A 16,635-nucleotide genomic window follows, 5' to 3' on the forward strand; every position below is an offset into this window, starting at 1 on the left:
GGCGGGGTCAGCTCCTTACGAGGGTGGCGGCGGCGGGGGCCGGGACGCGCTCCGCGAGCGGGATCACCGGCGGCAGCGCCTCGGGCGGCTCGCCGAGCAGCACCCGGCGCACGACGCGCTCGGCGGCCCGGCCGTCGTCGAACTCGCAGAACCGCTCCCGGAAGGCCGCCCGCAGCGCCGCCGACTCCGGACCCGCGTACGAGCCGTCGCGAAAGACGCGGGCCAGCTCCTCCGGCGTCCGCGCCACCGGTCCGGGCGGCGCCGCCATCAGGTCGAAGTAGACGCCGCGGGTCTCCCGGTAGACGTCCCAGTCGTCGGCGTACACGACGATCGGCCGGTCCAGGTTGGCGTAGTCGAACATGATCGACGAGTAGTCGGTGACCAGCGCGTCGGCGGCCAGGCACACGTCCTCGGAGGAGCGGTGCGAGGTCACGTCGATGATCCGGCCGCTGCCCCGCCTGCCGCCCCGGTCGTAGAAGTAGTGGGCGCGCAGCAGCACCACCACGTCCTTGCCCGCCGCCTCGCAGAAGGCCTCCAGGTCCAGGCCGCCCGCGCCGAAGCCGCTCTCGTAGTCCCGGTGCGTGGGCGCGTACAGGACGGCCGTCTTCCCCTCCGGGACGCCGAGTTCGCGCCGGACGCGGGCGACGTCGTCGGCGGTCGCCGTGCAGTAGACGTCGTTGCGCGGATAGCCGTACTCCAGGTGTTCGTAGGAACCCGGGAAGGCGCGCTCCCACATCTGGGTGGAGTGGCGGTTGGACGAGATGTTGTGGTCCCAGCGGTCCACGCGGCCCAGCAGCTTGGCGAAGCTGCCGCTCGCCGCGGCCACCACCGGGTACGTCGACTGGTCGACGCCCATGGTCTTCAGCGGGGTGCCGTGCTGCGTCTGCACGTGCACGCTGCCGGGGCGCTTGACGACGTCCTCGGCGAAGTTGGCGTTGTTGACCAGGTACTTGGCGCGGGCCAGCACCTCCCAGTAGCGCCGGCTGCCGATGACGGCGTGGTCGACGTCGTCGGGGACCGTGTGCGCCTGGTCGGCCTCGACCAGGAACACCGAGCGCAGGTGCGGGGCGAGTTCCCGGGCCTTGGCGTGGATCGCGGCCGGGTTGCAGGCGTAGCCGCGGCCCCAGTACGCGCAGTACACGACGAGGCCCGCGTCCAGCGGGCGGCGCAGCGCGCGCCGGTAGCGCAGGCGGGTGCGCAGTCCGTGCGGGCGCGGCAGGCGCCGCAGGACGCCGGTCGCCGCCCGGTTGGCGGCGCGCAGGGCGCGGAAGCCCGCGTACGAGCCGGACGCCAGCAGGCGGTGCTGCACGCCGAGCCGGCCGCCCGGGGGCCGGAAACCGGCGGGGCGGTGGCGCCGGTAGAGGCGGCTCGCCCGGCGGAAGAAGGTGCGGCGCTCCCGGCGGGTCAGGCGCCGCGGATGGGTGGCCGTCTTCAGGATCGCGGCGAAGAGCTGCTCGAACAGCGGTCCGCGCCGCTCGTCCGGCAGCCCCCGCTCGGCGGCGTGCGCGAGCGCCAGTTCGGCCTGGTCGAGGAGGTCCGCGTGGTGCTCACCGGGCAGGTTCAGCCGGTTGCCCTGCCGCCGCACCAGATGCCGCACGACGACGGAGCGCAGCACGGCCACGCGCTCGGCGCGCGCCGCGGCCAGTGCGCCGAAGCCGACGTCGGTGAAGTGCCCGTCGGGGAAGTCCAGCCGCCGCTCGGTGAGGAAGGTACGGCGGTACACCGCGCTCCAGGCGGGCAGCCGCACGCCGGTGAGGTGCGGGGCGCGGTCGGGGGTGAAGGCGCCGTCCGGGGCCTTCGCCAGCAGCGGGGCGGCCGGGTTGGTCGGCTCGCCCTCCCACCAGGGCACCCGCTCGTGCTCGAAGTGCAGCACGTCCACGCCGCCGGTGTCCGCCAGCCGCGCGTCCAACGCGGCCAGCGCGCCCGGCGCGAGGACGTCGTCGCCGTCGAGGAACAGCAGGTACGCGCCGGTCGCCGCCCGCATCCCGGCGTTGCGCGCCCCGGCCAGCCCGGCCGACGGCGGCGAGTGCACGGGCGCCACCCGGCAGTCCCGCTCGGCGCGCTCCACGGCGACGTCCGCCGCGACGCGGTCCGGGGCGTCGTGGACCGGGATCAGCTCGAAGTCGCCGAAGGACTGGGCGAGGACCGAGTCCAGCGACTGGGACAGCCGCCCCGCGACCCCATGGGACGGGACGATGATGCTGAAGCGGGGCATACTGCTCTTTCTCTCGTTCCACTGGTCCTACGGAAGTCACCCGCCGGACGGGAGCCCCCGCCCGACGGAGGCCACCCCCGCCGCTCGTGCCGTCCGGCGGCCCGGTCGTCCCGTCGGCCGCCAGGTGGGCGGCCGGGTCGGAGTGGGCCGCGACGAACTGCGGGGCATGCGAACTCCCAGTGGGCAAACGGCGATCAGAGGCTGTCGGTGACGGTGCGGGGGCCGGCGGGTTGCGGCACCGTGGCCAGCGGGGTGCGGGCCAGGGCCGCGGCGGCCGAGGGCGCGGGGTGCCGTTCGGCGAGCGGCACGACCCGCGGGAGGTCCGTCTCGCCCAGCACCACGCGGCGTACGACGCGTTCCGCGGCGCGGCCGTCGTCGTGCGGGCAGAACCGCTCCCGGAAAGCGGCCCTGAGCCGGTCGGGCCGGGAGCCGCGCCAGTGGCCGCCGGCGAAGATGTCGATCAGCTCGTCCTCGTCCCGCGCGATCGCGCCCGGCGGGAAGGCGCGCAGGTCGAAGTAGGTGCCGCGGGCCGCCTCGTAGGCCTCCGGCTCGTCGGCGTGGATCACGATCGGCCGGTCCAGGCCCGCGTAGTCGAACATCAGTGCCGAGTAGTCGGTGACGAGGGCGTCCGAGGCCAGGCAGAGCGACTCCACGCTCGGGTGGCCGCTGACGTCGAGGACCCGGCCCCGGGGCTCGGCGAGCGGACCGCCGTGCCGGGGGTGGGCGCGGGCCAGCACCATGAAGCGGGGGCCGAGGCGGGTGAGGACGCGCTCCAGGTCCAGGGCGGCGCGCTGGGTGCGCCGGTAGTCGCGGTGGGTGGGCGCGTAGAGGATCGCGACCGTGCCCTCGGGGATGCCCAGCGTCTCGCGCAGCCGGGCCACGTCCGCGGGCGTCGCCCGCTGGAGGACGTCGGTGCGGGGCTGGCCGTACTCCAGCGTGGTGTAGCCGCCGGGGTGGACGCGTTCCCAGGTCAGGGTGGAGTGGCGGTTGGCGGAGACGACGTAGTCCCAGGAGTCGACGTCGCGCAGCAGCCGGGCGAAGTCGGTGCCGCCGGCGGCGGCCGGGCGTTCCTGGAGGTCCAGGCCCATGTGCTTGAGGGGCGTCCCGGCCTGTGTCTGGATCAGCACCTGGCCCTTCCGCTTGACCAGGCCGGCGTCGAAGGAGGCGTTGTGCACCAGGTAGCGGGAGCGGGCCAGCGCCGTCCAGTAGGCGGCCGTGCCGGGCGTCAGGCGCCGGGTGCCGGTCGGGACGGTGTGGTGGTGCGCGGGGTCGGCGGCCCACGCCGTGCGGATGTGCGGCGCGAGGTCGCGGAACGCCTCCTCCAGCGCCCCCGGGTTGCAGCCGTGCCCCCGGTCCCCGTCGGCGGCGAAGACGGCACGGTCGGCGCGCAGCGGGAGGCGGCGCTGGACGCGGTAGTGCAGGCGCAGGGCGGCGGTCCGCGCGGTGCGCAGCAGCCTGGCGGCGCCCTTCACCGTCCGGCGGCGCAGGGCCGACGCCAGCCGCAGGGCCTCGTAGGTGCGGCGCAGGCCCAGCCGGAGCAGGGCGTGGCGCAGGCGCACCGGCAGCGGGGCGGGGGCGCCGGGGACCCGGTAGCGGCGGCAGTGGACGCGGGCCCGGCGCAGGAACTCGCCGCGCAGGGAGCGCGGGAGGCGGTCGGGACGGGTGAACACCGTCGTCAGGTGGTCGGCCATGCGGCGGTAGAGCACCGGCCGCCAGCGGGCCGGCTCCGGGTGCGTCTCCAGGAACGCGAAGACGCGGTCGTACTGCTCGAAGACGTCCAGGTGGCGCTCGCTCGGCGTGCCCAGGATGCTGCCCCGCCGACGCTGCCGGTAGCGGACGCAGACCCGGTCCAGGGTGGCGATGGAGTCCGCCGTCAGCAGGACCGGGTAGGTCCACGGCGTGTCCTCGTAGTAGCCGGGCGGGAAGGTGAAGCCCTCGCGCTCGGCGAACTCCCGCCGCACCGTCTTGTTCCAGGCCACCATCAGCAGCTTCAGCAGCCCCGGCCGGTCGGTGAGCCGGAACGGCGCCGGGCCCTGTTCGGTGAGGTGCCGGGCCGCCTGGTTGCGGACCGCGTCGCCCGACCAGAACGTGCGCGCGTAGTCGTAGACCAGGACGTCCGGCTCCCCGGTCTCCTTCACCCGGTCGGCGATGGCCCGCAGCGCGTTTGGGGCGAGGGTGTCGTCGCCGTCGAGGAAGACCAGGTAGTCGCCGCTCGCCCGCTCCATCCCGGCGTTGCGGGCCGGGCCGAGGCCCTGGTTCTCGGGCAGGTGCACGGCGCGTACGCGCGGGTCGCGGGCCGCGAACTCGTCGACGATCGCGCCGCAGGCGTCCGGCGAGCAGTCGTCGACCGCGATCAGTTCGAGGTCCGGATACGACTGGGACAGCACCGACTCCAGGCACTCGTGCAGATACGCCTGAACCTGGTACGCGGGGACGATGACACTGAACCTGGGCACGGGAACATCCATGGGTCGGCGGGGTCGGCGCGGGCGTTCGGCCCGGGAACGGCCAATGGAGTGACTTGGTTACGGCCCCTGCGGCATTCGGGGGACCCCGTGCCCATGGGAAGCCCCCGTACGAAGGAGGGGGCGGGCCGGTGTTCGGCCCGCCCCCTCAAGGGTGCTGCTGCGGCGCTTACTTGACGGCGCCCGCCATCACGCCGGAGACGAACTGCCGCTGGAACGCGAAGAACACGGCCAGCGGGATCACCATGGAGATGAACGCTCCCGGCGCCAGTACGTCGATGTTGTTGCCGAACTGCCGTACCTGCGTCTGCAGGGCGACCGTGATCGGCTGGCTCCCGGAGTCCGAGAAGATCAGCGCGACCAGCATGTCGTTCCACACCCACAGGAACTGGAAGATGCCGAGGCTCGCGATCGCGGGCCCGCCCAGTGGCATCACGACCCGGAGGAACAAGCGCAGTTCACCCGCGCCGTCCAGCCGGGCCGCCTCCAGCAGCTCCCTCGGGATCTCCGCGAAGAAGTTCCGCAACAGGAAGACGGCGAAGGGCAGGCCGAAGCCGACGTGGAACAGGATCACGCCGACCACCGACCCGAACAGGCCGACCTTGCCGAAGAGTTCGGCGATCGGGATCAGGGCGACCTGGACGGGGACGACGAGCAGCCCGACCACGGCCAGGAACCACCAGTCGCGGCCCGGGAAGTCCATCCACGCGAAGGCGTAGCCCGCCAGCGACCCGATGACCACGACCAGGACCGTCGCCGGGACCGTGATCATCACGGTGTTGAGGAGGGAGGAGGTGATGTCGCCGTTCTTCAGCAGCTCCTCGTAGCTCTGGAAGGTGAGCTGGGACGGTTTGGTGAAGACCTCCCACCAGCCGCTCGCCGCCATGTCCCGGGGCGTGCGCAGCGAGGACAGCAGCAGGCCGATCGTCGGGACCAGCCAGAACAGGCCCACGACGATCAGGAACACCCGGACCAGCCCGCCGCTGACGCCCTCGGCGAGCCGCGACCCCAGCGACTGCTTCGCCTTGCGGGCCGTCCCGGGCGGCGTCGGCGCCGTCTTCGTGAGGGAGCCCGCGTCCGTGGTCATCGCCGCACCTCCCGCCGCAGCCGCCGTACGTTGAACCACATCACCGGGATGACCAGGAGCAGCAGGAACACCGCGATGGCGCTGGCGATGCCCGGCTGGTCCGAGGCGAAGCCCTTGCGGTACAGCTCCAGGGCGAGCACGTTCGCGTCGTCCTGGGAGGAGCCGGGGGCGATGATGAACACCAGGTCGAAGACCTTCAGGACGTTGATCATGAGGGTGACGGCCACGACCGCCAGGACCGGCGCCAGGAGGGGCACCGTGACCCGTCTGAAGACCTGCCACTCGTTGGCACCGTCGACCCGGGCCGCTTCGAGCAGCTCGCGCGGGACCCCGGCCAGCCCCGCCGCGATCAGCACCATCGCGAAGCCCGCCCACATCCACACGTACGACCCGATGATGGCCGGGGTGACGAGGGAGGGGCCGAGCCAGTTCAGGCCGTTGTACGGCTCCTTGAAGTTGTCGGCGGGGAGTCTGAGCAGCGCCCCGTCGGCCGCGGCGGGCAGGGTGAAGGTGCCGTCGCCGGACGCCGTGGTCTCCGCGACGACCTCGCCGTCCTTGACGGCCTCGATCTTCATTCCGGCGTAGCCCAGCTCGGCCGCGTCGACGCCGTTGAGTTTCCCGACGCCCTTGCCGCGGGTGAAGTCCTGCCAGGTGGTGCCGGTGATCTTCCCGTCCTCGGGCTCCGCGGGTACGGCCTTCTCCGCGCCGTCCGGCATCAGGTCGGGGGCGACGCCGACGAGGGGAAGGACGACGGTCTGACCCGCGCTCACCGGCTCCTTGGTGATGAACGCGCCGCCGCCGGCCGGCTCCAGCGGCGACTCGCGGCCCGGGTGCGCCTTCGGGAACGCCGACGACTCGGCGAACGTGTCGTGCACCCCGACCCACACCGCGTTCGCGACGCCCTTGTCCGGGTCCTGGTCGTACACCAGGCGGAAGATGATGCCGGCCGCCAGCATCGAGATCGCCATCGGCATGAAGACGACCAGCTTGAACGCCGTTCCCCAGCGCACCCGTTCGGTCAGCACCGCGAAGATCAGTCCGAGCGCGGTGGCGACCGTGGGCGCGAACACCACCCAGATGATGTTGTTCTTCAGCGCGGTGCGGATGCCGTCGTCGGTGAACAGCGCCTGGTAGTTGTCGAATCCGGCGAAGCCGTCGCCGGACTGGTCGTAGAAGCTGCGGATCAGCGAGTACCCGATCGGGTAGACCACGAGCGCGCCGAGCAGCACCAGGGCGGGCAGCAGGAACAGGGCCGCCACGGTTCTGCGGGTGCCGGTCACGCTCTTGCGCGACTTGGGGGCGGCAGGGCCCCGTGAGGCTCCTGCCGCCGTGGCCGACGTCATCGCGTCAGCCTCCGTAGGCGGCGGCCGCGTCCGCCTCCAGCTTCGCCTGGGCGCCGGCGACGTCCTTCGGGTTCTTCAGGAAGTCCTGGAGCGCCTTCCACTCGCCCTTGCCGGGCGTGCCGCCGAAGGCCTGCGGGGCCTGGTCCGACATGTCGAAGCGGAAGTCGTCGCCGGCCGCGACCAGCGCCTCGGCGATCTTCCGCTGCACGTCGTTCGGGTACGCCGACGCGTCCACGTTCTTGTTCGGCGAGAGGTAGCCGCCGAGCTTCGCCTGGATCGTCGCCGCGTCCGGGGACGCCAGCCAGGTGGCCAGTGCCTGCGCCGCCTTCGAGTCCTCCAGGATCACGGCCGCGTCGCCGCCGGAGACCACCGGCGCGGTGTCACCGACGGCCGGGAACGGGAACACCTTCGCGTCCGTGCCGACCTTCGCGTCCGTCTCGGCGATGTTGACCTGCACGAAGTCGCCCTCGTAGACCATGCCCGCCTTGGGCTGGTCGCCGCCGGTGAAGGTCTGCGTCACCGAGGCCGGGAACTCGGTCTGCAGCGCGCCGGACGCGCCGCCCGCGACGTAGTCCTTCTTGCCCCAGATCTCGGCGAGGGTGGTCAGCGCCTCCTTGACGGACGGGTCCGTCCACTTGATCTCGTGCGCGGCCAGCTGGTCGTACTTCTCCGGGCCCGCCTGCGAGAGGTAGACGTTCTCGAACCAGTCGGTGAGGGTCCAGCCGTCCGCGCCGCCGACGGAGAACGGCGTGACGCCCGAGTCGTAGATCGTCTGTGCGGTGGTGAGGAGTTCGTCCCAGGTCTTCGGCTCGGCCGCGCCCGCGTTCTCGAAGACCTGGGCGTTGTACCAGATCAGGGACTTGTTGGCGGCCTTGTAGTAGACGCCGAACTGCTTGCCGGCGACCTTGCCGATGTCCTGCCAGCCCTGCGAGTAGTTCTCCGCCAGCTCCTTGGTGGCCTCGGCGCCCAGGGGCTTGGCCCAGCTCTTCTCGACGGCCTGCTTGATGGCGCCGGGCTGCGGGAGCATCGCCACGTCCGGCGGGGCGCCGCCCGCGATCTTCGAGCCGAGGAAGTTGATGATCGGATCCTGGGCGGGCACGAAGGTCACCTTGGCGCCGGTGCGCTTCTCGAACTCGGCGAGGACCTTCTTGAAGTTCTCCTGCTCGGCGCCGGTCCAGACGGCGGCGACCTCCAGGCTCTCGCCGTCCAGCCTGGGGAGGGTGACGGTGGCGGCCGGCTCCTTGTCGCCGCCCCCCTGACCGCCGTTGTCGCCGCCGCCGTTGTCGTCGTCGCCACCGCACGCGGTGAGCGAGAGCGCGAGCGCTCCCGCGGCGAAGGCGGCGGCGGCCCGAGTGGTCCTCTTGACGGTCCTGCCTGATCGGATGGTGCTGCTCGTGCGCATCACTGCCCCGTTCTTCGTTCCTCGTCGAACGTTCGGCGCTGTCCCGTGCGCTCTGGTGTACGCCAGGGGGGTGAGGGCGGCAAGAGCGCGTCCGCTGTCAAGCGGGGGATCGTGACCGCGTCGTGACCAGGTGGGCATGCCGGGCGGGGCGCGGCGGGATGGCGCGTCGAAGGGGGCGCGGCGGGAGGGCGCGTCGAAGGGGCGCGGCGGGAGCGCGCGTCGAAGGGGCGGTGTCGCGCCGGGCGTCACAGCAGCGACGGCACCTCCGCCGCCGACACCTCGCGCGCGGTCCGCTCCAACGCGCTGGCGAGCAGCGCCAGATCCGTCGGACCGTTGCCCAGCTCGCGTACCGGGCGCCGGGTGGGCGGGTCGCCCATGCGGTGCCACTCCAGGGGGACGACGGTGGGCCGCAGGGTCGCCGTCCGCGGGATGCGCCCGGTGACCCGGCCGCCCTGGAACACCAGGGACCGCCCCTCGGCGGAGGCCAACCGCCCGCGCCCCGGCGCCGGTTCGTCCGGTCCCGGTACCGGCGCCTCCAGGGTGACCCGCAGCGCCGCCCGGCGGGCCGGTTCCGTCTGTTCCGTACGGCCCCCGGGACCGGTGGCGGCCACCAGGTGCACGCCGAGCCGCTCGCCCTCCCGCGCGACGGCCTCCAGCGCCCGCATCACCGACCCCGCCGCGGGCCGCCCGGGCGAGCCGAGCGGGGGAGTGACGAGCGCGTCGAGATCGTCCACGACCACGACAAGGCGCGGCAGTGGCGGCACGGCCTCCGCCCGGCGCCGGGCGCCACCGGGACGCAGCCGCAGGGTGGAGCTGGGCGGGGAGTCGACGTCCCCGGCGTCCGATATCACCCCGGGGCCGGCCGCGCCCGCCGCCGTGCGCTGGGTGACCATCCGGCCCGACACCTCCCGCCCGGTGTGCCACTCGGCGAAGTCCGACCGTCCGAGCAGCTCGGCGCGCCGCTTCAGCTCGGCGCTCAGGGACTGGGCGAACTCCCGCATGCGGACGGGGTCGTTGGCGGTGAGGTGGGTGGTGACGTGCGGTACGTCCGTGCAGACACGGAGCCCTTCGCCGTGCCCGCCGCCCGAGCTGACGCTGTCCCGGCCGTCGATCAGGACGATCCCGAGGCGGTCGGGGCGTTCGGCGGAGGCGAGCGAGGCGACCAGTGCCCGCAGCAGCTCGGTGCGTCCGCTGCCGGGCGGGCCCTCGATCAGCAGGTGCGGTCCCTCGGCCGCGAGGTCGACGGTGACCGGGCCGCGCGGCCCGGCGCCCAGCACGGCCTGCGCTCGTCCGCCGAGGGCCTCCGTGTCGTCGGCCGCGGCCGCCCACCTGGCCATCAGGGAGGCGGGGGTGGCCCGGGCGAGGCCCAGCTCGTCGAGGAGCCGGGCCGCCTGGGGCAGCGGCGCGGACACGCGCGCGTGGCGCTCGCCGGTCGCGCCGTCGGTGCGCAGCGGCGCCAGTGCGCGCGCGAACCGCTCGGCCCAGGCGAGGGAGACGGCGTCGACCGTGCCGAGGGTGCCGTGCCCGACCGGGCCGGCGGGGGCGGTTGGAGCGGCCTGGGTGCCCTGAGCGCCCTGGGTACCCAGGCCGCCCGGGGAGGCGCCCGTGCGCGCGATGCGCAGCAGCCGCAGTGCCGTCGCCACGTCGCCGCTGAGCAGCGCCACGGCACCGCACTGCCGGAACACCGGCGACACCGCGCAGGCCGCCTCGTAGGTCTCCGTCACCGGGGAGGTCGGCGAGGCCGCGGCGGTCTCGGCGAGGCACACGACGTGGATGCCGGCCCGCGGACCCTCCAGGGCCAGCCGAGCCATCGCCTCGCGCACGTCGGCACCGCCGGGGTCCCCGTCCACGACGACCACGGTGTACGGCCCGGCGAAGCCGCCGGCCGGGCCGGTCCCGTCGTCGGGCCGCGCCCAGGAGGGCTGCCGGGCGGCGGCGCCGACTGCTGCTGCCGCTGCTGCCGGGGCGGCTGCGGGACCGACTGCAGGGCCGGCCCGGTGGGCGGCTTGCGTGGGATCCGCCGTTGGGGCGCCTGTGGCTGCTGTCCGCCCGGTTGCGGGGTCGGCTGCGGGGCGGTCGGCCCGGTGGGCGGCTTGTGTGGGAGCTGCCGTCGGGGTGGTGCCCGCGGCTGCTGGCCGCCCGGCTGCCCGTCCGGCGGCGGGGCCGGTTGCGGGATCGGCCGGGTGGGCGGCTTGCGTGGGTTCCGCCGTCGGGGCGCCTGTGGCTGCTGTCCGCCCGGCAGTGGGCCCGGTTGCGGGGTCGGCCGCGGGATCGGCCCGGTGTGCGGCCTGGGTAGGAGCCGCCGTCGGGGTGGTGCCCGTGGCGGCTGTCCGCCCCGCAGCGGGCCCGGCTGCGGGACCGGCCCCGTGGGCGCCCTGCGAGGGAGCGGCCGGCTGGGCCGGGATCGTGCCGGTGGGGGCCGTCGGCCGGGTTCCGGTCCGGGTGTCCGTCAGGTGGTCCTCCAGGCGGCGGAGGAGTTCGTGGGCGCGGGCCGTGGCCTGTTCGCGGTCGTAGGCGAGCAGCAGGCGGCAGTCCTGGCCGTGCCCCGGGCGCAGCTGCGGCAACCAGCCCAGCCAGGACCACTCGGCGGCTCGTTCGTCGAGCGGACGGGAGCGGTCCGCGCTGATCAGGACGATCTCCAGGACGTCGGGGGAGTGCAGCGCGGCGAGCTGGGCCAGCACCGCGCGGGCCAGCCCGGAGAGCCGCGCGCGCGGGCCCGCCAGCCCGAGCGCCCCGACCTCGCGCAGCCCGGCGGTCACCGGGACCGCGGGCAGCGGCGCGTCGCCGCCGGGCGCCACCCGGTCGGCCGTGCCGAGCCGCACGGTGAGCGCCTCCGGGTGGCCCGGGCCGCGCTCCCACAGCCGCGGCCCCGGTCCGAGCGCCGTCAGCAGCAAGGAGGCGGGGTCCGGCCAGGTCTCCGGCGCGCGGGAGGTGCCCGCGGGGACCGTCGGTGCCGGTCCGGCGGGCTGCTCGTCGTACGCGTACGTGCCGGAACCGGTGGTGTCCTGGGTGGAGCCGCGCCCGCCGGCCAGCCGTCGCGCCCACGCGCCGAGCCCGCCGCGCCTACGCACGCCCTGGGGTACGTCGGTGCCCCGCAGGGGCGTTCCCTTGCGCCCGGTGACGGTGCCGGTGCCGGTGCCGGTGCCGGCACCGGTGTGCGGGCCGGGGGCGTCGTCGCTTCCGTCAGCGCCGCCGTGAATGCCCGTTCCATACGCCCCGCCGTGCGTGCCCGCTCCGTACGCGCCGCCGTGCGTGTCGCCTCCGGCGGGGGCCGGTCGGGGCGGGCCCGCCGTGGGGCCGGTGCCGTGGCTCTCGATGCGGGGCGCGCCGCCCTGGCCGGGCACCTGGCGCGGCTCGGCCGGCGCCGCGCCGGTGCCCTGGTCCGCCGTGCCGTAGGCATGGTGCGTCCGCGCGGCGGGGCCGTCCCACCCGTCGGTCCCGGCTCCGCGTGCCGGGCCGTCCGGCCTGCCGGACCCGCTCGCGAAGCCGTCCGGCGCGCCCGCCGTGTGCGGAGGCCCGTCCGTCCCGCCCGCCGTGCGTGGGTGCGTGCCCGCCCTCCCGGTCGTGTGTGCGGGGGCGTCCGTCGTGGGGGTGGGGTGCGGGGCCCCGTCCGTCCCGCCCATCGTGCGTGGGTGCGTGCCCGCCCTCCCGGTCGTGCGTGCGGGGGCGTCCGTCGCACCGGTCGGGTGCGGGGGATCGTCCGTGCCGCCCGCCGTGCGCGGGGAACCGGCCGCCTTGCCCGCGCCCCCCAAGGGCGCGTGTCCCTGCTCCCCGTCCGCCACGCGCGCGTGGGCCATCTCGTCGCCGGCACCCGTCCCGGTGGCGGACGGGAGTGCCCGTGCACCGGACAGCCGTACGTGCCCCTCGCCGTCCGGGGTCGTCGCCACCCGCGCCTGCGCCCCCTCGGGGGCCGGCACGAGCCGCAGGGCCGACTCGCCGATCCGCAGCAGCGCGCCCGGCACGAGGCGGACCGGGCGGGTGCCCACGCGGGCGCCGTCCAGAGTGGTGCCGTTGGTGGAGCCGAGGTCGGCGACCGAGACGTGGCCGTCGGAGGCGACGGTCACGGCGCAGTGCATCCGGGAGACGTCCGGGTCGTCGAGCGCGACGTCGGCGTCGGCGGAGCGGCCGAGCTGGATCTGGCCGCCGTGCAGCAGGTGGACGCCGCCGGCGTCGGGGCCGGCGACCACGTGGAGCTGGGCCGGGACGTCGGCCGGCTCGGTGTGCGGGTCGGGCTCGCCGGGGGCGCCCAGGCAGAGCACGGCGCCGTCGGTCAGCGGGGGCTCGCCCAGGGTGCTGCGCTGGGCGTCGAGCCGCTGCGCGCCGGCGTAGAGCACCACCTGGCCGGAGCCCGTGCCCTCACCACCGGGGAGCGCCGCGGCCAGCGCGGAGGCGACCGCGGCCAGTGCCGTGCCGGCCGGTGCGGTGACCAGCACGTCGCAGCTCGCGGCGCGGCCCCCCACCGAAGCATGCGGGCCCAGCGGGTCTACGACGGTCAGCCGGATCTGCATCGCCGTCAGCGGTCCCTTCGCGCGGGCGCCCGCGCGCCGGGGACAGAAGCCGTCTACCACGGTCCCCCACCGCGGACTTCCCCCACCGCCACACGAGCACGTCGGCCAGTACTGCACGCATCCTCGCACCTGCCACTGACAACACGCCCGCCGCCCGCCATCAAATGATCTTGATTGGTCGCCTCTGCCCGCAAAAGTGCCTGACAGGTGGCGTCCCGATGATCGAATGGCGTCCGCTTGAGATCGGTCACGTCCGGGCCCGGCAACCAAGGGACCGGGTCGAGCGTCTTTCCCTCGAACATGCACCTGAACGGGTACCGGACACGGAACGTAAGACGTACCTGCGGACCAATGGGAACCCACAGAACGACGGCGGCCCGGTGCCGGGACCACGGCACTACAGTGGGTCGGAACAGCCAGCAAGCAACAGGGAGCGCATGACGTGCGGCCGGTAGGCAGCAAGTACCTCCTCGAGGAGCCCCTCGGCCGCGGCGCCACGGGCACCGTCTGGCGGGCCCGTCAGCGGGAGACCGCGGGCGCCGAGGCGGCCGTGGCCGGACAGCCCGGCGAGACCGTCGCGATCAAGGTCCTCAAGGAGGAGCTCGCGAGCGATCCCGACATCGTGATGCGCTTCCTGCGGGAGCGCTCCGTCCTGCTCCGGCTGACCCACCCCAACATCGTCCGGGTCCGCGACCTGGTCGTCGAGGGCGAGCTGCTGGCGCTCGTCATGGATCTCATCGACGGTCCGGACCTGCACCGCTACCTGCGCGAGAACGGGCCGCTCACCCCGGTTGCCGCCGCCCTGCTCACCGCTCAGGTCGCCGACGCGCTCGCCGCCAGCCACGCCGACGGCGTCGTCCACCGCGACCTGAAGCCGGCCAACGTCCTGCTGAAGCAGACCGGCGGCGAGATGCACCCGATGCTCACCGACTTCGGCATCGCCCGCCTCGCCGACTCGCCCGGCCTCACCCGCACCCACGAGTTCGTCGGCACGCCCGCGTACGTGGCGCCCGAGTCCGCCGAGGGCCGCCCGCAGACCTCCGCCGTCGACGTGTACGGCGCCGGCATTCTGCTGTACGAGCTGGTCACCGGCCGGCCCCCGTTCGGCGGGGGTTCCGCGCTGGAGGTCCTGCACCAGCACCTGAGCGCCGAACCGCGCCGCCCCTCCACCGTCCCCGACCCGCTGTGGACGGTCATCGAGCGCTGCCTGCGCAAGAACCCCGACGAGCGCCCCAGTGCCGAGAACCTCGCCCGCGGCCTGCGCGTCGTCGCCGAGGGCGTCGGCGTGCATTCCAGCAGCGCGCAGATCGGCGCCGCCGAGAACGTCGGCGTGCTCCTCGCGCCCGACCCCGCGCCCGCGCAGGTACCGGGCGCCCCCGGCGGCGCGGACCCGACGCAGGTCCTCCCGCAGAACCCGAACGGCGCCTACGACCCGAACGGCGCGACCAGCGTCCTGCCGCACACCGGCAACGCCTCGGGCGCCGCCGACCCCACCGCCGTACTCCCGAACCGCGGCGCGGCCGACCCGACCGCCGTGATGCCGCCGGTGCCGCCGGGACAGCCGGGCGGACCGGGGCAGGGCCAGGGCGGGCAGCCCGGCGGGCCCGACGACCCGCACCCCTGGCAGAACCAGCTGCGCGCCGCCCGCGACCGCAACGAGCAGACGCAGGTCCAGTACCTCGACCCGAACCAGGACCCGCTGCGCCGCCGCCCCCAGCGGCAGGTCTCCCACCCGCAGCAGCAGCCCCGCCAGGCTCCCCAGGGCCCGCCGCCCCAGCAGCCCGGCTACGGCTATCCGCAGCAGCAGCAACAGCCGCAGCGGTACGCCACCCCGCAGCCCCAGCAGCCGCCCCGGCCCCAGCCGCAGCGGTACGCCCCGCCGCCCACGCCCGAGCCCCAGCCGCCCCGGCGCGAGCCCAGGCCGCCGCGGCAGCGCAGCGCCAACCCGATGCGGATCCCCGGGCTCGGCTGCCTCAAGGGATGCCTGTTCACGCTCGTCATCATGTTCGTGGCGGGCTGGCTCATCTGGGAGCTGAGCCCCCTGCAGGACTGGATCGGCACGGGCAAGGGCTACTGGGAGCAGCTCAGCGACTGGTTCACCACCGTGACGGACTGGATCGGCGACCTGGGCGGCGGCAGCGGCTCGGGCGGCGGGACCTCGACCGGCGACTAGCCGCCGGCGGAGCGCGTTCTCGCCGAATCCGACGACGAGTCTGGAGATTTGTCGACATCCGGCGGGTGATTTCCGCCTCCGCTGTGAAGGTTGGCTCCCCGGACGCGTACTTTTAGCGCAACACGCGTCGGTAGGAGCAGCCTTGGCACGGAAGATCGGCAGCCGGTACACCGCCCACCAGATCCTCGGTCGGGGCAGTGCCGGCACGGTGTGGCTGGGCGAGGGTCCCGAGGGACCCGTCGCGATCAAGCTGCTGCGGGAGGACCTGGCGTCCGACCAGGAGCTCGTCTCGCGCTTCGTGCAGGAGCGCACCGCCCTGCTCGGCCTGGAGCACCCCCACGTCGTCTCCGTGCGCGACCTGGTGGTCGACGGCAACGACCTCGCCCTGGTCATGGACCTGGTCCGCGGTACGGATCTGCGCACCCGCCTCGACCGGGAGCGGCGGCTGGCGCCCGAGGCCGCGGTGGCGGTCGTCGCCGACGTCGCCGACGGCCTGGCCGCCGCGCACGCCGCCGGGGTCGTGCACCGCGACGTCAAGCCCGAGAACGTGCTGCTCGACATGCAGGGCCCGCTCGGCCCCGGCGGCTCGCACCCGGCCCTCCTGACGGACTTCGGGGTGGCCAAGCTCATCGACACCCCGCGGCGCACCCGCGCCACGAAGATCATCGGCACGCCGGACTACCTGGCGCCGGAGATCGTCGAGGGCCTGCCCCCGCGCGCGGCGGTGGACATCTACGCGCTGGCCACGGTCCTGTACGAGCTGCTGGCGGGCTTCACGCCGTTCGGCGGCGGCCATCCCGGCGCGGTGCTGCGCCGCCATGTGACCGAGCGCGTCGTCCCCCTCCCCGGCATCCCGGACGAGCTGTGGCAGCTGCTCGTGCAGTGCCTGGCCAAGGCGCCGGCCTCCCGGCTGCGCGCCTCCGAGCTGGGCGCCCGGCTGCGCGAGCTGCTGCCGATGCTGGCCGGGATGGGCCCGCTGGACGTGGACGAGCCCGACGCGGAGCAGGAGGACGACGCGCCCGAGGAGCCGCCGGCGTCGGCCGCGCCCGCGGGGGAGCCGGTACGACGCCGGGGAGCGGTGCCCCTGGTGCCGGGGGCGAAGCCGGCCGACTCCAACCGCGACACGCACACCTCCATGCGCGTACCGGCCCCCGACGAGCTGGCGGGCGGCGCCCGCGGCACCGCCCGGGCCCCGCGCGCGTCCGGGGCCCCGCGCCCCGGCTCGGCCCGCAACCGCGCCGCCGCGCGGCGCCGCCGGCTGGCGCTGGGCGCGGGCGCGGTCGCCCTGGTGGCGGCGATCGGCGTCGGTACATGGCTGGCCACGGGCGGTGACGAGGGCGGCGCGGGCCCGCAGGACACGCGGAACTCGGCGCCGGCCTCTCCGTGAGGCTCTCCGCCGGGCCGGGAGCGCCGTGGCCGCCGTCGCCCGTTACGGCCCGGCG

General features: G+C 75.0%; 8 protein-coding genes. 2 read left to right on the top strand and 6 right to left on the bottom strand.

Translation table 11 applies throughout. The features are described 5' to 3' along the window. Positions 1-7: 7 nt before the first annotated feature. From RI578_RS24550 to RI578_RS24575, 6 genes are all read right to left on the bottom strand, one after another. Positions 8-2,215, bottom strand: a complete 2,208-nt coding sequence (locus tag RI578_RS24550) for a bifunctional glycosyltransferase family 2 protein/CDP-glycerol:glycerophosphate glycerophosphotransferase (RefSeq protein ID WP_310873089.1) — start codon at positions 2,213-2,215, stop codon at positions 8-10. 194 nt (positions 2,216-2,409) lie between these two features. Beyond that, positions 2,410-4,671: a CDP-glycerol glycerophosphotransferase family protein gene (locus RI578_RS24555; protein WP_310873090.1), complete on the bottom strand. Its 2,262-nt coding sequence runs from the start codon at positions 4,669-4,671 to the stop codon at positions 2,410-2,412. A 178-nt stretch (positions 4,672-4,849) separates the two neighbouring features. Further along, positions 4,850-5,767 (bottom strand): carbohydrate ABC transporter permease, encoded by a 918-nt coding sequence (locus tag RI578_RS24560; protein ID WP_310873091.1) that lies wholly within the window; start codon positions 5,765-5,767, stop codon positions 4,850-4,852. Next, entirely contained in the window at positions 5,764-7,110 is a 1,347-nt protein-coding gene (locus tag RI578_RS24565) for a sugar ABC transporter permease (RefSeq protein ID WP_310873092.1), read from the bottom strand. The genes RI578_RS24560 and RI578_RS24565 overlap by 4 nt, the downstream gene beginning before the upstream one ends. Before the next feature lie 4 nt (positions 7,111-7,114). Next, entirely contained in the window at positions 7,115-8,512 is a 1,398-nt protein-coding gene (locus RI578_RS24570; RefSeq protein ID WP_310873093.1) for an ABC transporter substrate-binding protein, read from the bottom strand. 245 nt (positions 8,513-8,757) lie between these two features. Then, on the bottom strand, positions 8,758-13,020 hold the full coding sequence (locus tag RI578_RS24575; RefSeq protein WP_310873094.1) for an FHA domain-containing protein: 4,263 nt from the start codon (positions 13,018-13,020) through the stop codon (positions 8,758-8,760). 442 nt (positions 13,021-13,462) lie between these two features. Between RI578_RS24575 and RI578_RS24580 the strand changes: the two genes are divergently transcribed. Continuing rightward, on the top strand, positions 13,463-15,193 hold the full coding sequence (locus RI578_RS24580) for a serine/threonine-protein kinase (protein WP_310873095.1): 1,731 nt from the start codon (positions 13,463-13,465) through the stop codon (positions 15,191-15,193). 142 nt (positions 15,194-15,335) lie between these two features. Further along, the gene (locus RI578_RS24585) at positions 15,336-16,580 is read left to right on the top strand and encodes a serine/threonine-protein kinase (RefSeq protein ID WP_310873096.1); all 1,245 of its coding nucleotides are present in this window, start codon (positions 15,336-15,338) and stop codon (positions 16,578-16,580) included. The last annotated feature ends 55 nt before the right edge of the window (positions 16,581-16,635 follow it).

It is taken from the genome of Streptomyces sp. BB1-1-1 (assembly GCF_031597775.1).
Classification (GTDB): Bacteria; Actinomycetota; Actinomycetes; order Streptomycetales; family Streptomycetaceae; genus Streptomyces; species Streptomyces thinghirensis.

Coding starts and splice junctions, on each gene's coding strand:
- RI578_RS24550 (WP_310873089.1), bottom strand. CDS start 2,215: ATGCCCCGCTTCAGCATCATCGTCCCGTCCCATGGGGTCGCGGGGCGG.
- RI578_RS24560 (WP_310873091.1), bottom strand. CDS start 5,767: ATGACCACGGACGCGGGCTCCCTCACGAAGACGGCGCCGACGCCGCCC.
- RI578_RS24565 (WP_310873092.1), bottom strand. CDS start 7,110: ATGACGTCGGCCACGGCGGCAGGAGCCTCACGGGGCCCTGCCGCCCCC.
- RI578_RS24570 (WP_310873093.1), bottom strand. CDS start 8,512: ATGCGCACGAGCAGCACCATCCGATCAGGCAGGACCGTCAAGAGGACC.
- RI578_RS24575 (WP_310873094.1), bottom strand. CDS start 13,020: ATGCAGATCCGGCTGACCGTCGTAGACCCGCTGGGCCCGCATGCTTCG.